Origin of the sequence: Allorhizocola rhizosphaerae (assembly GCF_003426775.1) — a bacterium.
Classification (GTDB): Bacteria; Actinomycetota; Actinomycetes; order Mycobacteriales; family Micromonosporaceae; genus Allorhizocola; species Allorhizocola rhizosphaerae.
In genome coordinates, this window is the sequence record NZ_QJUG01000014.1 from 42,471 (window position 1) to 60,670 (window position 18,200).

Consider the following 18,200-nt stretch of genomic DNA (forward strand, 5'->3'; position numbering starts at 1 on the left):
GCCATGTCGATGCGCTCCAGAGCGCACGTGGCCAACAAAGAGGCGGTGCTCGATGGCGTTGTCGACGTCATCATGAGCGAGGTCGAGGAGGCGGTGGATCGGGCCACGGCCCCCGCCGACGACCAGGTCGAGTTCGAGTTCGGGCTCGACCTGGTCCTCGATGGTCTGGAAAGGCTCCGCGTCAGACGGTGATGACGACCTTGCCCACGGCATGGTGCCCCAGCATGTGGCTCACCGCCGCGCCCGCCTCGCGCAGCGGATAGGCCCGGTCCACGACGACGCGCACAGCGCCCGATTCGAGATAGGCAGCGAGCGCCCGCAGATTGTCTCGGTCAACCACACACCTCACGAACCGTCCCAGCCTGGCCGCTCGCGCCATCCTCGGCAACGCGGCGAACAGGCCTCCGGTGTTGCCCAAACTGTTGGGAATGAACACCCCGTCGGCGGCGAGCAGCCGTGCCATCGCCTTCGGTGGATGGTTCAGCACGTTGTCCAGGATGACGTCGTAGCGGCCCCCGAGACCTTCCCTTGTGTAGTCGATGACCTCGGCCGCCCCGAGCGAGCGCACGAGATCGAGGTTTCTGGTGCTGCACACGCCGGTGACCTCAGCGCCCAGCGCCGCGGCGATCTGCACCGCAAATGTCCCGACCCCGCCCGACGCGCCGTTGATCAAGACCCGAGTCCCCAACCCGACCTTGCCCACGTCACGCATGGCGAGCAACGCGGTGAGCCCCGACATGACGGATCCCGCAGCCTCCTCGAACGTGAGCCCTGCGGGCTTCTTGCTGACCTGGGTCGCCGCAACGGCCGCGAACTCCGCGAACGCGCCACCGACGGTCGGTGTGCCGTCCCAGAGGGAACCGAACACCTCGTCACCCGGCCGCAGATCGCTCACCCTGGCGCCCACGGCCTCGACGATGCCGGCGACATCGGTGCCGCGCACCGGGTTGGGCGGCCGCCGAAGCCCCGACCGCAGCCGCAGGACATAGGGAATCCCGGCCACCGTTGCCCAGTCGGGCGTGTTCACGCTGGTGGCGCGCACCCGAATCAGCACGTCTTCCTCGCGCAACGGTGGGCGCTTGATCTCTTGCAGCTTGAGCACCTGCTCGGGTGCTCCATATCGGTCTTGGATAATCGCTCTCATCTTTCACCCCTCTTACGCTGTAAGGGTACCTTACGCCGTAAGGCTGTCAAGCCGCGCCGGAGGGCGACCAGCCGGGTCGCAGTAGTGTCAGGCGCATGGGAGTCACGCATCACGGCCGCACCGAGCGGCTCGACCTCGCCGATCCGACGCTGCGCGAGTGGGCCTGCACGGTCGTGCACGCCGACGACGAGGGCATCGTGCTGGACAAGTCGGCGTTCTATCCGGGCGGCGGCGGGCAGCCACCCGACCACGGTGTGCTGCTGTGGCAGGGCGTCGAGACCCGCATCGTGGGCACGCGCAAGGGCGACGACCTCTACCTGATCCCCGCCGAGGGCGACCCGGTTCCGCCGGTCGGCACGCAGGTCGTCGGCGCGGTGGAGGACACGCGGCGCAGCCTGCTCATGCGGACGCATTCGGGTCTGCATGTGCTGTGCGGGGTCGTGTTCCGTGACTTTGGCGCCCTGGTGACCGGCGGCAACATGGAGCCGGGGGAGGCGCGGATGGACTTCAACCTCCCCGAGGTACCCCCCGATTTCAAAGCAAGGCTCGAAGAGCTCGTCAACCGGGAGGTCGCCGAGGACCGCCGGGTCGTGACGAAGGTGCTCGGGCGCGACGAGGCGCTGGCGCTGCCCGACATCATCCGCACCCAGTCCAACCTGATCCCGGCCGACGAGACGGAGATCCGCATCGTCGACATCGTCGGTCTGGACGTGCAGGCCGACGGCGGCACGCACGTCGCGTCGACCAAGCAGATCGGCAAGCTTGAGATCGTGAAGGTGGAGAGCAAGGGCAAGGCCAACCGCCGCGTGCGGGTCAGGCTGGTCTGACACCATGGCAGAACTGGTCTATCCGCCGGTCATCGGGCTGGCCAAAACGCTGTTCCGGGTCATGGATCTGCGCATCACGGTGACTGGCGGCGAGCACATCCCGCGCGCGGGCGGCGCGGTGCTCGCCAGCAACCATGTGAGCTATCTCGACTTCATCTTCGCGGGGTTCGCCGCGCAGCCGTCCAAGCGCCTGGTCCGGTTCATGGCCAAGCAGGAGATCTTCGCCAATCGGATCGCCGGCCCGCTGATGCGCGCGATGCACCACATCCCGGTGGACCGCGAGGCCGGTCTCGCCTCCTATAAGGCCGCGCTGGCCGCGCTCAAGGCGGGCGAGGTGGTGGGTGTGTTTCCTGAGGCCACGATCAGCGAGACGTTCGAGGTGAAGGAGCTCAAGAGCGGGGCCGCCCGGATGGCGGGCGCTGCAGGGGTCCCGCTGATCCCGATGGCGCTGTGGGGCACGCAACAGCTGTGGACCAAGGGCAGGCCACGCAACCTGCTCCAGCGACATGTGCCGATCTCGATCGTCGTCGGCGAGCCGCTGGCGGTGAGCCGGCGCGAGGACGCCACGCCGCTGCTGCGTGAACGGATGGCCAAACTCTTGGATCAGGCCCGGGAACAGGTGGCTACGGGACCGTAGGTTACGGTACCGTTGGTTAGCATGATCCCAGCCCTGCTGCGCGAGCTTGAACCCGTCGTCGAAACCAACCTCAACCGCCATCTTGCGACCGCCAAAGAGTGGTTTCCGCACGAGTATGTGCCGTGGAGCCAGGGGCGCGACTTCGACGGCGTGCTCGGCGGGCAGGCGTGGGAGCCCGGCCAGTCCACCCTGTCCGAGGTCGCCCGCACCTCGCTGATCGTCAATCTGCTCACCGAGGACAATCTGCCCAGCTACCACCACGAGATCGCGGTCCTCTTCGGGCGCGACGGGGCGTGGGGCACGTGGGTGCACCGCTGGACCGCCGAGGAGGGCCGGCACGGGATCGCGATCCGCGACTACCTGTTGACCACCCGCGCGGTGGATCCGATCGCGCTGGAGCGGGCCCGCATGGTGCACATGGGCGGCGGGTTCACCTCCGACCACACGGGCGGCGCACTGCACTCCATCGCGTATGTCTCGTTCCAGGAGCTCGCGACCCGCGTCTCACACCGCAACACCGGGCGGGTCAGCGGCGACCCGATCTGCGACCAGCTGCTCGCCAAGGTCGCGGCGGACGAAAACCTGCACATGCTGTTCTATCGCAACCTGCTCACGGCCGCGTTCGAGCTCGCACCCGACGCGACCATGCGAGCGATCACCGACGTGGTCACGCGGTTCCAGATGCCGGGCCATGGAATCGAAAACTTCGCTCGCAAATCGGTCCAGATCGCCCTCGCGGGCATCTATGACCTCCGGATCCACCACGACGAGGTGCTCACACCGATCCTGCGCCAGCTCGACATCTTCGGGCGCACCGGCCTGAGCGGCGACGGCGAGGCGGCGCGCGAGGAGCTGGCCGGCTTCATGGCCGAGCTTGACCAGGGCGCCACCCGTTTCGAGGAGAAGCGGTCCCAGCGCGCCGATCGTCTGGCGGGCCGGCTGACGAGCCAGGCGGCCTGACCGTCAGTCGGCGTCGATCGTGCGGCCGCTCGCCTGGCTGGGCAGCGCGTTTGAGGGAGCCGTGTTGTTGCGGTAGCGCTTGAGCCGGTGCTGGTCCTTGGGCGGGCGGTCGTTGGCCAGGATCACCGCGAGCCAGGGCAGCAGGACCATCCCCACCAGGCACAGCGGCAGCCACAGACCCAGCAGCGGGACCTTCAGCATGACCAGCACCGCGCCGAGGATCAGGCACAGCGCCCGCGTGCCCATCATCAGGATGTAGCGCCGCTCCCGCCGGCGGAGCTCCTCCTCTTGGGAGATCTTCGCGTCGGTGATCAGGATGGGGGCGGCCCGCTTCATACCTTTCATACTGTCACTCATGTGGCGGGCGGGCACCCACGTGCCCTACCGCCTGGGCCCCCAGCCGGCACCCTTCGCGCAGGGCGATCTCGACGCTGTTGGCGTATGACCAGCCCGCGAGCAGTCCGGCGGCGAAGGCGTCGCCCGCTCCCGTGGCGTCCACCACGTGGACCGGTTCGGTGGGCAGGTGCATGACTCCTTCCGGCCCGGCCCAGGTGGCGCCGCGTGGGCCGTGCTTGACGACGGCCGAGGCGCCGATGGCGTGTGCCAATTTGGCGGCCTGATCTTCACTGCCGATGAGCGCCGCCGCCTCGTCCTCGTTCGCGATCAGCAGGTCCACGCCCTGTACCCACTCCAGGAACCCTTGCGCCGCAAGCAAAGGCGCGGCCGACGACGCATCGACGCTGGTGCGTACGCCTCGGGCCTGCGCCGCGGCCAGCGCGGCCCGGCCCGCGGGGCGGGAGGCCTGGTCCAGCAGCGTGTATCCGGACAGATGCAGATGGGTCGCGCCCATTTCCAGTGCAGCGTCCACATCGGACGGTGCGAGCAGCAGGTTGGCCCCGCGATCGCTGATCATCGTGCGCTCGCCCTGGTAGGTGAGCACCACGATACTGCCCGTGCTCGCCCCCGGCCGCACGCTGACCTGGGTGCCCACCCCGGCCGCGTGCAGTTCGGCCAACCGGTCGCGGCCCGCCTGGTCGTCGCCGACCGCGCCGACGAACGTCACGGGCTGCCCCAGCCACGCCAGCCAGGCCGCCGTGTTGGCCGCCTGCCCACCGCCGGAGACGTGCATGGTGGCGGGCGTGTCCGAGCCCGGAGCGAGCGGCGCGCGCAACACGGCCAGCACGTCCGTGACGAGATCCCCGACCGTAACGATCATGCGAAAAACTCCGTTCAGGCGAAGCTGTGTTCTTGTGCGACAAGGATCGGGCGCGAAGCGATCCGACGCTTGTCGCTGCGGAAACACAGTTCAGGCGAAGCCGTGCTCTTGTGCGGGTGTGTCCGGGTGCGCAGCGATCCGGGCAGACCCGCTGCTGGAAGACGTCGCGAGGGCCACGGCGATCTGGGCCGCGAGCGCCGCGTTGCGCAGGATGATCCGCACGTTCACCGCGAGGCTCGCGCCCTGCGTGGCCGCATGGAAATGCGAAAGCAGCACGGGCGTCACGTTCTTGCCCGTCACCCGGTCGCGCTCCACAATGGACAGACCCTCGGCCAGTACCCGGTCGTGCAGCGCCGGATCGAGCTGCTCGCTGTCCGGCAGCGGGTTGGCAACCACCAGCGCCGCGCCGTTGACCCGCTGCGCGGCCTGGGCCTGCAGCACGGAAGCGATCTCGCCCGGCGTGTCCAGGCTCCAGTCCAGCGGGTGCCCGCTGTCGGTGATGAAGAAGCCCGGGAAGCGGTTCGTGCCGTAGCCGACCACGCCGACGCCCAGGGTCTCCAGCCGTTCGAGCGTCGCGCCGATGTCGAGGATCGACTTCACCCCCGCGCACACCACGGCGATGGGGGTGCGGGCGAGCGTGACCAGATCGGCCGACTCGTCGAACGCCTCCCGGTGCACGCCGCCCAGCCCGCCGGTGGCGAACACCCTTATCCCGGCCGCGTGGGCGATCGCGCTCGTGCTCGCCACGGTGGTCGCGCCGTCCGCCTTCGTGGCGGCGGCGATCGCCAGATCGCGCACGGAAAGCTTGGCCACGTGGTCGGAGTTCGCCAGCCGCTCCAGCTCGTGCGCGGAGAGCCCGACGACGATGCGGCCCTCGACCATGCCGATCGTCGCGGGCACCGCCCCATGCGAGCGCACCTCATCCTCGATCTCGTGCGCGATGCGCAGGTTGTCCGGGCGGGGCAGGCCGTGCGAGATGATCGTGCTTTCGAGCGCGACGACCGGCCCGCCCGCGCGCAGGACCTCCGCGACGTGATCAGCGACTTGGATCATGACTCCATCGAATCACACTGGGAGTTGAGGCGCCGACCTGAGAGAATGTGTGAGTGACTACGCCAACTTCTTCGCCCAATACAGGCACCATCCTTGAAGAGCGTGTCGACTATCGGCTCGACGAAGGTGATCACGAGCGGCTGTCGCACTACACCGATAAAGACAAGCTCATGCAGGCGATGATCGAGGGCACGCCTTGTGTCGCCCTGTGCGGCAAGGTGTGGGTGCCGTCCCGCGACCCCAATCGATTCCCGGTTTGTCCGGAGTGCAAGGAAATCTACGAGTCGCTTTCCGAGTAGGGCCTGGTCAACTTCGCTTAACTTAGGTAACTTCCTTATCGCAGCCCTGGCCCCGGAGGGCTGCGAGAGGAAGTCAAGTGCTCCGCCGGTACCCCCTCATCACGATTTTGATCGCGACGTTGACCGCAGGCTGCGCGACCACCGCGACCACCCCTCCACCTCTGCTTGAGGAGCCGGAGCCGATCCCGCCCGCTCCGGCCGCGGCGACGACGACCACGTGCGTGACCAGCGCGATTCTGGTCAACTCCTGCCGCCCCTGGCCGGCCTCCGACATCGGATGGGTCGATGCGATCGAGGGCGAGTTTCCGTCGATCATCACCACCACGGAAGACGCGCACCTGTTGATCAATTGGCGCCCCACCGAAAGGTGGGCCGACGTGACGCCGGAGCAAATTGACGAGGCGGCCGCCGCCATCGAGTCGATCGCGCCCAAGAAGATCTTCCTGGCCCTGCACCACGCCCCGGAGTCGGGCGTGACCAGGGCGGACGGGTGTGACGACCAGCCGGGCGAGGCCGGCACCGCCGCCGAATATCGTGCCATGTGGCAGCGCGTGCGGGAGCGGTTCGAGGAGCTTGAGGTCACCAATGTGGTGTGGGTGCTCGGGTACGCCAACGACCCGGAGTGGGACTGCCTCGTGCCGGAGCTCTACCCGGGCGACCATTACGTGGACTGGATCATGTTTGACGGCCGTGCCGCGACCCGCTTCGCCCGCCTGCTCATGGGCATGAACGGGCCCGACCGGCAGGTGCTGACCAAACCCTGGGCACTCTACGGCGTCACGGACAGCAGCCTGCCCAACATCCGCGCCTACCTGACCACCCCCGGGTAACTTCTCGCAAGTGGACGGTCGGAGCTGGGCACTGCTGATCGCCGACCTGGCCGGCGTGCTCATCTTCGTGGTGCGCCTCACTGCGCTGCTGCGCGGCTGGTCAGCCCAGCGCCCCCGGCTGAGCGGTGCGACCGACGCGACCGCCGACCAGTAGACTCCCTCCTCGTGCTCGAATCCTTTCCGCCCCTTCGTGCTTGGCAGCGTAAGGCCCTTTTCGAGTACCTGAGGCGGCGCAGCCCAGATTTCCTCGCGGTGGCCACGCCCGGTGCGGGCAAGACGACGTTCGCGCTGCGCATCGCGGCCGAGTTGCTCGCCGACGGCACGGTCGACGGGGTCACGGTCGTGGCCCCGACCGAACACCTGAAGTTGCAGTGGGCCAAGGCCGCGGCACGGGTGGGCATCCAGCTCGACGCCAACTTCCGCAACGCCGACGTGCACACCTCGTCCGACTTCCACGGGGTTGTCGTGACCTATGCGCAGGTCGGCATGGCCCCGCAGGTCCACTTGCGACGGACGCTCACCCGGCGCACGCTCGCGATCCTCGACGAGATCCACCACGCCGGCGACTCGCGCAGCTGGGGCGACGGCGTGAAGCTCGCGTTCGAGCAGGCCGAGCGGCGGCTGATGCTCACCGGCACGCCGTTTCGGTCCGACGAAAACCCGATCCCGTTCGTGACCTACGAGCAGGTGGGCGGGGGAGTGCTGCGCAGCCGGGCCGACTCGGTCTACGGCTACGGTGATGCGCTGGCCGAGGGCGTCGTGCGGCCGGTCATCTTTCTCGCCTATTCCGGCGAAACCCGTTGGCGCACCAGCGCGGGTGACGAGCTGGCGGTCCGGCTCGGCGAGCCGCTCACGCAAGACCTCATCGCCCAGGCGTGGCGCACGGCGCTCGATCCGGGCGGCGACTGGATGCCGCAGGTGCTCAAGGCCGCCGATGCGCGCCTTTCGGTGCTACGGGCGGGTGGCATGCCCGACGCGGGTGGGTTGGTGATCGCGTCCGATCAGCAGGCGGCCCGGTCATACGCCCGGCTGCTGGAGCGGGTCACGGGCGCGAAGCCGGTCGTCGTGCTGTCTGATGACAAGGGCGCGTCCGACAAGATCGCTTCCTTTTCGGCGACCCCGTCGGAGAAGTGGATGGTCGCGGTGCGCATGGTGTCCGAGGGCGTCGACATCCCTCGATTGGCCGTCGGGGTGTACGCGACCAGCGCCTCCACCCCGCTCTATTTCGCCCAGGCGATCGGGCGCTTCGTGCGGGCCCGCCAGTCCGGTGAGACCGCGAGCGTGTTCCTGCCCAGCGTGCCGCAGTTGCTCGGCCTGGCAAGCGAAATGGAGGTCGCGCGCGATCACGTGCTCGGCGGGCCGTCGAAGAAGGAGGAAGATCTCCTTCTCGAGCAGGCGCAGAAGGCCGAAAAGGCCAGCGACGAGCTGACCAAGGGCTGGGAGGCGCTGTCCGCCACCGCTGAGCTCGACCAGGTCATCTTCGACGGCGCGACATTCGGCCTGCCGGCGCAGTCGGGCACGCGCGAGGAGGAGGAGTTCCTGGGCCTGCCCGGCCTGCTCACGGCCGAGCAGGTGGCAGTGCTCCTGGCCAAGCGCCAGGCCGAGCAGGCGGCCTCCGTGCGGCGCTCAAAGACGGTCGCACCCGCGCAGCCACAGCGGGAAATGGTGCGCGACATGTCGGCGGCGGAGCGCCGTGTCCACTTGCGACGGCAGCTCAACGCGCTCGTGGCCGCGCATCACCACCGCACGGGCCTGCCCCACGGCAAAATCCACTCCGAGCTGCGCACCCGATGCGGCGGCCCGCCCAGCGCGCAGGCCACCATCGAGCAACTCGAAGAGCGCATCGCGATGATCCAGTCGCTGTAATTTCCGTGCGAGATCAAAGCACCGTGTAGTCCACATTGAACAGATGTTCAGGGTCGGCCGTGACATCGACGGCGATGATGCGGTCGTCCTGGACCGTGAACCGCAGGGCGATGCGGACGCTGCCCGTGGGCGGGCGTGCGGACGAGCTCGCCGACGCCGCCGTCGAACATCGCGAGTTCGGCGCCTTGCGCACGACCCGAGAAGAAGCCCGCGACCGCTTCGGCGCCGCGTGCCTGGCCGGGGCCGCCCATGAGCGCCGCCGCGGCCGGGCGGAACGCGACGTCGGGGTCGAGCAGGCCGGCAGCGTGTCGAACTGCCCGCGGCGCGAGGCCGCCAGGAACACGTCCACGACCCGGCGCTGGCGCGCTGGTCGGGCTCTGGGGGCGCCCTGGACCCTCCTGCGAGCCCGGCTGGCCAGCTGCCGGGCGGCGGCCGGGCGGCATCCGATGATCGTGGCGATCTCGTCGAACGGGACCGCGAACATGTCGTGCAGCACGAATGCCAGGCGCTCCGCGGGCTCCAGCGTGTCCAGCACGACGAGCAGGGCCAGCCCGACGGAGTCGGCGAGCACGGTCCTGCTCGGGGCACACCTCGTCGGCCCGCTCCGGCCCGCGCTCGCAGAACTACTGACAGATCGGCCGGGGCGCATGTGACATGATCCGAAACGTGAACCCTCCGCCCCGCACGCTCCAGCAACGCAAGCAAGACACGCTCCACCGGCTCGAACACGACGTCGACGGGTGGATCGCCACGGCCTCACCCGACGGCACGCCCTATCTGATGCCGCTGTCGTTCCTGTGGGATGGCTCGACGCTCCTGCTGTCCACGGCCGTGAAGAACCCGACCGCACGCAACCTGCGCTCCAGCGGGCTGGTCCGGATCGGTATCGGGCTGGTGCGCGACGTGGTCCTGATCGAGGGGACCGTGCAGACCATCGAGCGGCACGAGATGCCCACTGAGCTCGGCGACGCGTTCGCCGCGAAGGCCGGATTCGACCCGCGCCAGGCGAAGGGCGACTACCCGTACTTCCGGGTCAGGCCACGGCTGATCCAGGCGTGGCGCGAGGTCAACGAGCTCAAGGACCGAGACCTTATGCGCGACGGCCGCTGGCTATAGGCCCTGCTGCGACTCCCGCAGATTTGGTATTCAGGCGAAGCCGTGATCTTGACGCGGCTGAGGTTGATCGTGAAGCGTTCAACCTCAGCCGCTGTGGAAACAGCAAGAGCGTGTCCTTGGGGAAGGACACGCCCTTGCGTCAAGCCTCAAGATCAGTTGTTGGAGCCACGCCAGGTGAACTCGGGGTCTGCCGAAACCTCGACAGCGATCTTGACTAGGTCGTCTGCGTACTTGTTCGCGTGGTGTCCACAGAACACCAGCTCGCCCCCACCGGCCAGCTTCACGCGCAACTTGCCCGCCGCGTTGCAGCGGTCGCACCGTTCATCGGCGGCAGGGATGGCCGTCGCCTCTGGCGGCGGCGTGAGGGTCTGGGTCATCGCCTTCCTCCTCTGGTCGTCACCGATGATTTGCTCAAGATCTCAATCAGCTTGCTCCTACCCACGCATCGTTCAACATCGGTGCTACTGAACGACTTCCCAATATGACCACGGGGGACCTAGGTCACAGGTGGAGCCTGGGTCGGCAGGTACCGAACCGGAAGCCTACCTGGGGTGTTGCTTTGCGGACAGTCTGCCGCCCCACAAGCGTGCCACGTCAACGATCACATGGCGAGCCGATACGGGTTCCACCCGCGAGCGGACATACGCTCAGTCGCGAGATCGGTACGTTTGGTCGATACGCCTGACGGACTAATCGAGATAGTCGCGCAACACCTGCGAGCGCGAGGGATGCCGCAGCTTAGACATGGTTTTCGACTCGATCTGGCGGATCCGCTCGCGGGTCACACCGTAAACCTGGCCGATCTCGTCAAGCGTGCGCGGCTGTCCATCGGTAAGCCCAAAGCGTAAACGGACAACCCCCGCCTCACGCTCCGAAAGGGTCTGAAGCACCTGTTGCAGCTGATCCTGCAGGAGCGAGAACGACACCGCGTCGACGGCGACCACGGCCTCGGAGTCCTCGATGAAGTCACCGAGCTGGCTGTCGCCCTCGTCGCCGATCGTCTGGTCCAGCGAGATCGGCTCGCGAGCGTACTGCTGGATCTCCAGGACCTTCTCCGGCGTGATGTCCATCTCCTTGGCCAGCTCCTCCGGGGTGGGCTCGCGCCCGAGATCCTGGAGCAGCTCGCGCTGGATGCGGCCGAGCTTGTTGATGACCTCGACCATGTGCACGGGGATGCGGATGGTGCGGGCCTGGTCGGCCATGGCGCGGGTGATGGCCTGGCGGATCCACCACGTGGCGTAGGTGGAGAACTTGTAGCCCTTGGTGTAGTCGAACTTTTCCACCGCGCGGATCAGGCCGAGGTTGCCCTCCTGGATCAGATCCAGGAACGCCATGCCGCGACCCGTGTAACGCTTGGCCAGCGACACCACGAGGCGCAGGTTGGCCTCCAGCAGATGGTTTTTGGCCCGCTCGCCGTCGCGCGACACCCACATGAGATCGCGCTGCAGCTCACGGGAGAGCTCGACACCCTCCTCATCGGACACTCGCAGCCGCTCCGAGGCGTAGAGACCGGCCTCGATCCGCTTGGCGAGCTCCACCTCCTGCTCGGCGTTGAGCAGCGGCACCTTGCCGATCTGCTTGAGGTAGGCGCGCACCGAGTCGGCCGACGCGGTCAGCTCGGCGTCCTTGCGCGCCTGTTTGAGCGCCTCGGACTCCTCCGCGTCCCACTCGAAGTCGTCGGACTGCTCGGCGTCGGCCTCGGCGGCCTGCACCAGCTCGGCGGGCTCGTCGACCACCACGTCTTCGAGCTCGGCGGCCAGATCCTCGACATCGAGCTCCGCGCCGTCGGGCTCGTCGGTCTCGAGCTTCGGCGCACCGGCCTCGTCGGCCTTCTTCTCCACCTTGTCGGACTTGGGCGTCGCCGCCTTGGCCGCCTTCTTCGCCGGGGCCTTGACGGCCTTCAGGGGCTTGTCGCCCGCGGCCTTGGCCGGCTTGTCGGCGTCGGCGGGCTTGTCGCCCTTCTCCGCGGCGGGGGCGGTCTTCTTGGCCGCGGCCTTGGTCGCCTTCGCCGGCTTGTCGGCCTTGACGGGCTTCTCCGGCTTGTCCTCGACGGCGGCACCGGGCGCGCCCGGCGCTCCGGCGGCCGACTTGGCCTGCTTCGGTGTGGTTGTCTTGGCCGTCGTCGCCTTGGACGCCGGCGTGGCAGCGCGAGCGGCGGCCACCTTGCGACGGTTGTTGTTGGACGAGTCGTCCACCTCGACGGTCACGCCGGCCTCCAAAAGGGCGCGCAGCAACTTCTTGGTCTGTGCGGGGGTCACCGCGGCGGCCTCCACCGAACTCGCCAGTTGCGCCGGGGTCAGCCTGCCGCCATGGCCTGCGGCCTGGGCGATCAGCATGTCGGTGAGCGAGCGTACGTCTACGCCGATCTGGCGAGCTTCAGTCACGGATGACCTTCCGAGGCGAGGCGATTTCTGCGTGAGCACTTGGCAGGCGTGAATTGTAGCGCCGTGTCGTAGGTAACTGACGGCGGCGCGGCCCGCCCAGTTTTGCCAGGATGGCAAGAGTGGGCCTGAGCGAACAAGAGCTTTTGCGAATAGCGGTACCGATCGCGGCCGAGGCGGCGGCCATGGCGCAGCGAATGCGCGCCGAGGCGATCACCGATTTCGGCACCAAGAGCACCATCACCGACGTCGTGACGGCCGCCGACACGGCGGTCGAGCGCCTGATCAGCGACGCCCTGCGGGCCGTGCGGCCGGGCGACGCCATGCTGGGCGAGGAGCTCGGCACGGACCTGGGCACGGCGTCCAGCGACAGCCAGGTGCGGTGGATCGTCGACCCGATCGACGGGACAGTCAACTACCTCTACGGCATCGAGCAGTACGCCATTTCGATCGCGGCCGAGCTGGACGGCGAGGTCGTCGCGGGGGTCGTGCACAACGCGGCCACGGGCCGGGTGTGGACCGCGGCCCGGGGGCACGGCGCGTGGCGCGACGGCCGCAGGCTTACCGGCTCGACCCAGACCGACCTCGCGCAGACGCTCGTGGCCACCGGGTTCGCCTACATCGCCGCCCGCCGGGCGCACCAGGGCCGGGTCGTCGCCGGGCTGCTGCCCCGGGTGCGCGACATCCGCCGGATGGGCTCTGCCGCACTGGACCTGTGCGCCGCGGCGGAGGGCCAGGTCGACGCGTTCTACGAGAAGGGCCTCAACGCGTGGGACATGGCCGCGGGCGGGCTCATCGCACGCGAGGCGGGCCTGCTCATGACGGGTCTGCACGGCAGGCCGCCCGGGCACGATCTCGTGCTGGTGGCCCCGCCCGCTCTGCATCCGCAGCTGCATGACGTGCTCTCGGAACTGGATGCCGCTGGGGGTCCCTGACCGGCTCACCCCTCGCAGGTACCCGGTGGAAGCTCCGGTCTTCCTAAAATCGCGACCGACTGGCGCATCTCGGTCGGCGTGGCCAGCTGCTTGAACCGGCCACCGATCACTACGTCGACGAACTCGTCCTCACGCTGGAGATCGAACTGCCGCTCGCTGTCGTCGAGGAAGTAGGCCCGCAGGAGATGCGCCGCGCCGATGGCCTTCGGGCCGTAGCGCAGGATCGCCACCTCGTCCGGCTCGTCCTGCTCCGCGTCCTGGATCTTGTCGACCTGGAAGCGCCGGTTCTTGAAGTCCGCGGCGACGTTGTTGGCCAGGCCGGCCTGGTTCGTCGCATTGAAGACGTTGATTTTGATCTCGGACTCCGACTCGGGCAGGTCCAGGCTCACCGGGACGTGGCCGGGCTTGCACTTCTGCGCTGCGGATCCATCGCTCTGAGTGTCCCTGGTCACTGTGACGACGACGAGAACAATCGCGGCAATTGCCAGGATGCCGACAACCGCCAGAGCCCGAATCCGCGTCATGTGCATGTGTATTCGCTCCCCGTAACAGAGACCAGTTGCGCCAGAGGTTATCGTCTCCGGGCGCGGGCGAGGAGGCGACCCGTCGAGGATGGCCAACTTTCGTCAAAAGTCTCCGGCGTGCCGCGCCGGATCTTACGGGAGCCACCCCTACCTTTGTCTCCCGACTGGCGTGCTCACGACGACCGGCGCAACCCCCCGGGCCTGTCGGGTCGGTCACATCGGGAACAATTCGCGCCCCGCGCGCGTACAACTCCCACACGGACGCGTTAAAGTGTCGCGCTCGTTGGGGAAGAACACATATTGGGAGTGTGACAATCTATGGCTACCGACTACGACGCCCCGCGCCGAGACGAGGTCGACCTCGGCGAGGACAGCCTGGAGGAACTCAAGGCCAGGCGCGTCGACTCGCAGTCGGGCAGCGTGGACATCGACGAGGCGGAAGCCGCTGAGACCTTCGACCTACCCGGCGCGGATCTTGCCGACGAAGAGTTGACGGTCAAGGTGGTACCCATGCAGGCCGATGAGTTCCGCTGCTCGCGCTGCTTCCTGGTGCATCACCGCAGCCAGTTGGCCGGTGAGCGCAATGGGGAGCTGATCTGCCGCGAGTGTGCGTGAGTTGACTTCGTGCGGTGAGATAGGTCCATGACGACGGACCGATCAGGCGACGATCTCAGCCGCGGCGCCAACGATGCTCCTCGCGGCGAGGAGTTGGCGACCGCGGTCGCCGGACTGGCCGAGTCCGACATGGACCGGAAAAGCCGGGCAAAGCTGCTCGGCCGAATGCTCGACGGGCTGAGGCAGCGCGGGGTCAAGCAGCTCTTTGCCCCGCGCAAGGCCGTCGGGTGGATCACCGACGCGGTGTCGGATCTGGCGCCGCACGTGCCGGTGCGCACCCTCGACACGCTGCGTGCGCACTTTCCGGGCCTGGATGGCGACGCGCTGGCCGAGCGGCTGGTGCGCAACGCCGCCCGGGCGACCGCGAGCGTGGGAGCGGTGGGCGGGGGCATCGCCGCGGTGGAGTGGGCCGCGCCGCCGACGCTGCTGACCATGCCGGTCCTGCTCGCCACGGAGACGGTCGCGGTGGTGGCGATCGAGCTCAAGCTGATCGGCGAGCTGCACGAGGTCTACGGGCACCCGATCCTGGGCACGCAGGGGCAGCGGGCGGTGACGCTGCTGCAGGCGTGGGCCGCGCGGCGCGGGGTCAACCCGATGGTGCCGGGCACCGGCGTGGCCACCGTGCTCGGGACGGCAACGCGCAAGCAGCTGCGCGACATGATCCTCAAGCGGTTCGGCCGTAACCTGACCACGCTGGGCCCACTGCTGACCGGCGCGGCCGTGGCCAGCTACCTCAACCGCCGGGCCACGCGCAGGCTGGGCGACGATGTGAGCCGTGACCTGCGCCTGCGCTACGGCAAGCGGCCGGAGTTGCCCTCGGCCGGCTGAGCAGCCGGCTGTCCAAACGCGACTCCCGGCTCAGCGCAGGGCGGCGGCGAGCTTTTCCGGGTGGCGGGTGCTGATCACCCAGTACGGCGTGGGGTCGTCGGGGTCGTTGAGCACGATCTGCACGGCACCGCGGATCCACGGGCGCTGGATGACGAACGCGAGCGGATCGGCGCCCGGTCCGAGCAGCAGGCGGCGGTCGTCGGCATCCAGCGGGATGACGTCGGCGATGAAGCGCAGCGGGATGTGCGCGTCGTCGACGTGGAGTTCGCCGTCCGCCACACGGATCTTGACTCGTCCCAGCGACCACATCCCGGCCGTGAGAGCCGGCAGGAGCAGGGCAAACGGCAGCCAGGTGCGCACGCCGGAGGCGCCCAGGCCGATCTCGGCGGCGAGCACGCTGGCCACGCCCAGCACGAACACCCACATCCACCAGGGCACGTTGAGTCGTTCTAGATAACGAACCCTTGCCGGTGCGATGTGGTCCGAGGATGTCACAGCCCGACGATACGATGCCGGCGAAGTCGCCGTTCCCCCGGAGGTTGTTGTAGTGAATCCCGACGTTGTGCCGGTTGCGGTGCTCCAGCTGGACCCGGATCTGCCGTTGCCCTCATACGCACATCCAGGTGACGCGGGCGCGGATCTTTACGCGGCCGAGGATGCGGTGATCCCCCCGGGCGAGCGCAGGCTGGTGCGCACCGGCGTGGCCATCGCGCTGCCCGACGGGTTCGTGGGGCTGGTGCATCCCCGTTCGGGGCTCGCCGCCAAGAAGGGGCTCACGTTGCTCAACGCGCCCGGGACGGTCGATTCGGGGTACCGCGGAGAAATTTTGGTTAATTTAATTAACCATGATCGGGTGAGCGCCGCCAAGATTGTGCGCGGTGACCGGATCGCGCAACTTGTCGTTCAGCGTGTGGAGCGGGCACACTTCCACGGCGTCGAGAATCTGACCGACTCCGCGAGGGGCACCGGCGGGCACGGCTCGACCGGGAGCTGAGGAGGAAAAGTGATCTTCTCGCGACGACGAGGAGCGGGACGTCACCATAAGGCGGAGGGCGCGGTCCTGTCGAAGAGCGACGAGCGGCGCGCGCGGCGGGCCGCCATGCTGGAGGAGCTGGACCTGGTCGAGCCGGGCCCGAGCTCGCCTGACGCACCGCCTCCGCAGGACGTTCGCCCGCTCGGGCCGTTCGACTTCGCCGATGCCCCGCCCGGAGACCGGGTTGACCTCGGCAGCCTGCTGCTTCCCGCGATCGAGGGGATCGAGATCCGGATGCAGGCCGACGAGCGCGGCATGATCCAGCAGCTGATGCTCATGCACGAGGCCAACTCGCTGCAGCTGGGCGTGTTCGCCGCGCCGCGCACCGACGGCCTGTGGGACGAGGTGCGCGACGAGATCCGCAAGTCGCTGTTCGCCGACGGCGTGGCGTCCGACGAGGTGCCCGGACGCTGGGGCACCGAGCTACGCGCGCGGCTGCGCACCCAGGAGGGCTTTGACGACCTGCGGTTCATCGGGGTCGACGGTCCACGTTGGATGATCCGCGCGGTCTATCGCGGACCGGCGGCGATCGACCCCGCCGAGGCCGGCCCGCTCGACGGCTGCTTGACCGGCCTCGTGGTGCGCCGGGGCGAAGAGGCCCGGCCGACCCGCGAGGCACTACCGCTTCAGCTGCCCGAACACATGCGACCGGGCGGTGCCGAGCCCTCCGCCGACCCACCCGCCGCGCCGGCCCCGGCGGCCCAACCCGCAGAAGAAGCACCCCCGCCGCCCAAACGCAAGCCTTCACCCCGGCCGAGACGGGATTAGGCTGGTTGCCATGGCCACCGATGACACGCGCCGAGGGACCGCCGCCACGAGTGCCAACACGCGAGGTCGCGGGCTCAAGGGCGTGCTGCATCGACTGACCGCCTCGGAGCAGGAGCTCGAGTCCGAGGAGCTGCGCGAGGAAACCGAACGGGCCGGGTGCGAGTGTGTGGAGGACGTCCACCGCGGACAGCTCGTCAGCGTGACCGGAAGACTGCGCACGGTCGTCTATACTCCGCGTACAAACCTGCCAACCCTCGAGGCCGACCTTTACGACGGCACCGACGTGGTCACACTGGTTTTCCTGGGCCGGCGCCACATCCCGGGCGTCGAACCGGGCCGGGCGCTGACCGCACGCGGCCGGGTCGCGCTGCGCGACGGGCGCAAGGTCATATACAACCCGCACTACGAGCTGGAAGCGGCGAGATGAAAAGCACGACTGAGGAAGAGCTACCCCCGTTCGCCGAGCAGATGTCGCAGCAGCTGGGCGGGTTAAAGGGAATCATCGAGTCAGGCATCCCGGTCACCGTCTTCGTGATCGCCAATCTCGTGTTGGGCTGGGCGATGCCCTCGCCGCCTGCCCCGGATCGTTTCACGCTGAAAATCGCCATCATCGCGGCGGTCGTCGTGGCGGTCGGCATCGCGCTGCTGCGGCTGGCCCGCAAGGAATCGATGCGGTTTGCGATCAACGGGCTGTTCGGTATCGCACTCGGCGCGTGGCTTGCCTGGGACACGGGTGAGGAGCGGGCGTTCTACCTTCCCGGCATCTTCATCACCCTGGGTTATGTCGTGCTGCTGTTCGGGTCGATCGTGATCGGACACCCGCTGGTCGGGTGGTTGTGGACGATCATCGCCAACGGCGGCAAGGGCGACTGGCGAGCCGAGGTGCGGCAGCGGCGCCTGTTCGGCTGGCTGACGGGGCTGTGGGCGACCGTGTTCCTGCTCAAGGCGTCGATCCAGAGCGCGCTTTACTACGCGGACTATGCCACGGCGTTGGGGGTGGCGCGGATTGCGTTGGGGTATCCGGTGTTTGCTCTGCTGATTGCGGTGAGTTTTTGGGCTATTCGGCGGGTGCGGCGGGAAGAGCCTGCGCTTTCTTAGTGGTTGGGTTGGGTTCGGTTGGGCTGGGTGGCGTGGGGTGGGCGCGAGGTTGGGGGCGGTCCCGGGGGTT

General features: G+C 68.4%; 24 protein-coding genes and 1 pseudogene. 16 read left to right on the forward strand and 9 right to left on the reverse strand.

The features are described 5' to 3' along the window. Window positions 1-3 precede the first annotated feature (3 nt). Window positions 4-192 carry a hypothetical protein gene (locus DM816_RS42195; RefSeq protein ID WP_162907113.1) on the forward strand — a complete coding sequence of 63 codons (189 nt, stop codon included), beginning with the start codon at window positions 4-6 and terminating at the stop codon, window positions 190-192. Here the strand turns inward: DM816_RS42195 and DM816_RS04570 are convergent. After that, window positions 182-1,144 (reverse strand): NAD(P)-dependent alcohol dehydrogenase, encoded by a 963-nt coding sequence (locus tag DM816_RS04570; protein ID WP_117208787.1) that lies wholly within the window; start codon window positions 1,142-1,144, stop codon window positions 182-184. The two genes, DM816_RS42195 and DM816_RS04570, sit on opposite strands and share 11 nt — an antisense overlap. Window positions 1,145-1,239: 95 nt before the next feature. Here DM816_RS04570 and DM816_RS04575 point away from each other — a divergent pair, with 95 nt between their 5' ends. The 3 genes and pseudogenes from DM816_RS04575 (at window position 1,240) to DM816_RS04585 (ending at window position 3,568) form a co-directional block, all read left to right on the forward strand. Then, a complete protein-coding gene (locus DM816_RS04575) occupies window positions 1,240-1,971 on the forward strand; it encodes an alanyl-tRNA editing protein (RefSeq protein WP_117208788.1) in 732 nt (243 codons plus the stop codon). A gap of 4 nt (window positions 1,972-1,975) precedes the next feature. After that, a pseudogene (locus DM816_RS04580) lies at window positions 1,976-2,605 on the forward strand (lysophospholipid acyltransferase family protein); the annotation flags it as partial. A gap of 24 nt (window positions 2,606-2,629) precedes the next feature. Beyond that, window positions 2,630-3,568 (forward strand): acyl-ACP desaturase, encoded by a 939-nt coding sequence (locus DM816_RS04585; RefSeq protein WP_117208790.1) that lies wholly within the window; start codon window positions 2,630-2,632, stop codon window positions 3,566-3,568. A gap of 3 nt (window positions 3,569-3,571) precedes the next feature. Here DM816_RS04585 and DM816_RS04590 read toward each other — a convergent pair whose 3' ends face one another. The 3 genes from DM816_RS04590 to DM816_RS04600 form a co-directional block, all read right to left on the reverse strand. Continuing rightward, a complete protein-coding gene (locus tag DM816_RS04590) occupies window positions 3,572-3,904 on the reverse strand; it encodes a DUF3099 domain-containing protein (RefSeq protein WP_117208791.1) in 333 nt (110 codons plus the stop codon). A 13-nt stretch (window positions 3,905-3,917) separates the two neighbouring features. Beyond that, complete coding sequence (locus tag DM816_RS04595; protein ID WP_117208792.1) at window positions 3,918-4,784, reverse strand: carbohydrate kinase family protein; 867 nt, start codon at window positions 4,782-4,784, stop codon at window positions 3,918-3,920. A gap of 90 nt (window positions 4,785-4,874) precedes the next feature. Further along, window positions 4,875-5,837: a pseudouridine-5'-phosphate glycosidase gene (locus tag DM816_RS04600; protein WP_117208793.1), complete on the reverse strand. Its 963-nt coding sequence runs from the start codon at window positions 5,835-5,837 to the stop codon at window positions 4,875-4,877. A 53-nt stretch (window positions 5,838-5,890) separates the two neighbouring features. Between DM816_RS04600 and DM816_RS04605 the strand changes: the two genes are divergently transcribed. The 4 genes from DM816_RS04605 to DM816_RS04615 all read left to right on the forward strand — a co-directional run bounded on the left by DM816_RS04605 (window position 5,891) and on the right by DM816_RS04615 (window position 8,832). Further along, the gene (locus tag DM816_RS04605; RefSeq protein WP_117208794.1) at window positions 5,891-6,136 is read left to right on the forward strand and encodes a DUF3039 domain-containing protein; all 246 of its coding nucleotides are present in this window, start codon (window positions 5,891-5,893) and stop codon (window positions 6,134-6,136) included. A gap of 77 nt (window positions 6,137-6,213) precedes the next feature. Continuing rightward, window positions 6,214-6,966 (forward strand): hypothetical protein, encoded by a 753-nt coding sequence (locus tag DM816_RS04610; protein WP_117208795.1) that lies wholly within the window; start codon window positions 6,214-6,216, stop codon window positions 6,964-6,966. A gap of 10 nt (window positions 6,967-6,976) precedes the next feature. After that, entirely contained in the window at window positions 6,977-7,120 is a 144-nt protein-coding gene (locus tag DM816_RS42200; protein ID WP_162907114.1) for a hypothetical protein, read from the forward strand. 11 nt (window positions 7,121-7,131) lie between these two features. After that, the gene (locus tag DM816_RS04615; protein ID WP_117208796.1) at window positions 7,132-8,832 is read left to right on the forward strand and encodes a DEAD/DEAH box helicase; all 1,701 of its coding nucleotides are present in this window, start codon (window positions 7,132-7,134) and stop codon (window positions 8,830-8,832) included. A gap of 13 nt (window positions 8,833-8,845) precedes the next feature. Here DM816_RS04615 and DM816_RS45130 read toward each other — a convergent pair whose 3' ends face one another. Then, on the reverse strand, window positions 8,846-9,403 hold the full coding sequence (locus DM816_RS45130; protein WP_281274291.1) for a sigma factor-like helix-turn-helix DNA-binding protein: 558 nt from the start codon (window positions 9,401-9,403) through the stop codon (window positions 8,846-8,848). Between the two features lie 95 nt (window positions 9,404-9,498). On the opposite strand from DM816_RS45130, the gene DM816_RS04625 reads away from it, so the two are divergent. Then, entirely contained in the window at window positions 9,499-9,948 is a 450-nt protein-coding gene (locus DM816_RS04625) for a pyridoxamine 5'-phosphate oxidase family protein (RefSeq protein ID WP_117208812.1), read from the forward strand. A gap of 152 nt (window positions 9,949-10,100) precedes the next feature. Here DM816_RS04625 and DM816_RS04630 read toward each other — a convergent pair whose 3' ends face one another. Then, window positions 10,101-10,325 carry a DUF7455 domain-containing protein gene (locus DM816_RS04630; RefSeq protein ID WP_117208797.1) on the reverse strand — a complete coding sequence of 75 codons (225 nt, stop codon included), beginning with the start codon at window positions 10,323-10,325 and terminating at the stop codon, window positions 10,101-10,103. Between the two features lie 312 nt (window positions 10,326-10,637). Next, entirely contained in the window at window positions 10,638-12,332 is a 1,695-nt protein-coding gene (locus DM816_RS04635) for an RNA polymerase sigma factor (protein WP_117208798.1), read from the reverse strand. Between the two features lie 110 nt (window positions 12,333-12,442). On the opposite strand from DM816_RS04635, the gene DM816_RS04640 reads away from it, so the two are divergent. Continuing rightward, window positions 12,443-13,264, forward strand: a complete 822-nt coding sequence (locus DM816_RS04640; protein ID WP_117208799.1) for an inositol monophosphatase family protein — start codon at window positions 12,443-12,445, stop codon at window positions 13,262-13,264. A gap of 5 nt (window positions 13,265-13,269) precedes the next feature. Here the strand turns inward: DM816_RS04640 and DM816_RS04645 are convergent, their stop codons facing one another. Next, window positions 13,270-13,779: a LytR C-terminal domain-containing protein gene (locus DM816_RS04645; RefSeq protein ID WP_170318781.1), complete on the reverse strand. Its 510-nt coding sequence runs from the start codon at window positions 13,777-13,779 to the stop codon at window positions 13,270-13,272. A gap of 327 nt (window positions 13,780-14,106) precedes the next feature. Here DM816_RS04645 and DM816_RS04650 point away from each other — a divergent pair, with 327 nt between their 5' ends. Beyond that, the gene (locus tag DM816_RS04650) at window positions 14,107-14,403 is read left to right on the forward strand and encodes a DUF4193 domain-containing protein (RefSeq protein WP_117208801.1); all 297 of its coding nucleotides are present in this window, start codon (window positions 14,107-14,109) and stop codon (window positions 14,401-14,403) included. 27 nt (window positions 14,404-14,430) lie between these two features. Further along, the gene (locus tag DM816_RS04655) at window positions 14,431-15,231 is read left to right on the forward strand and encodes a hypothetical protein (RefSeq protein WP_117208802.1); all 801 of its coding nucleotides are present in this window, start codon (window positions 14,431-14,433) and stop codon (window positions 15,229-15,231) included. 30 nt (window positions 15,232-15,261) lie between these two features. Here the strand turns inward: DM816_RS04655 and DM816_RS04660 are convergent, their stop codons facing one another. Continuing rightward, on the reverse strand, window positions 15,262-15,726 hold the full coding sequence (locus DM816_RS04660) for a DUF3093 domain-containing protein (protein ID WP_281274292.1): 465 nt from the start codon (window positions 15,724-15,726) through the stop codon (window positions 15,262-15,264). Between DM816_RS04660 and dut the strand changes: the two genes are divergently transcribed. Genes dut through DM816_RS04680 form a run of 4 tightly spaced genes read left to right on the forward strand, consistent with a single transcriptional unit; the run spans window position 15,707 to window position 18,130 of the window. Next, entirely contained in the window at window positions 15,707-16,225 is a 519-nt protein-coding gene (gene dut, locus DM816_RS04665) for a dUTP diphosphatase (protein WP_117208804.1), read from the forward strand. The genes DM816_RS04660 and dut overlap by 20 nt on opposite strands. Before the next feature lie 9 nt (window positions 16,226-16,234). After that, window positions 16,235-17,032, forward strand: a complete 798-nt coding sequence (locus DM816_RS04670) for a DUF3710 domain-containing protein (RefSeq protein WP_246001558.1) — start codon at window positions 16,235-16,237, stop codon at window positions 17,030-17,032. A 10-nt stretch (window positions 17,033-17,042) separates the two neighbouring features. Then, on the forward strand, window positions 17,043-17,459 hold the full coding sequence (locus DM816_RS04675) for an OB-fold nucleic acid binding domain-containing protein (protein WP_117208806.1): 417 nt from the start codon (window positions 17,043-17,045) through the stop codon (window positions 17,457-17,459). Then, window positions 17,456-18,130: a DUF3159 domain-containing protein gene (locus DM816_RS04680; RefSeq protein ID WP_117208807.1), complete on the forward strand. Its 675-nt coding sequence runs from the start codon at window positions 17,456-17,458 to the stop codon at window positions 18,128-18,130. The genes DM816_RS04675 and DM816_RS04680 overlap by 4 nt, the downstream gene beginning before the upstream one ends. The last annotated feature ends 70 nt before the right edge of the window (window positions 18,131-18,200 follow it).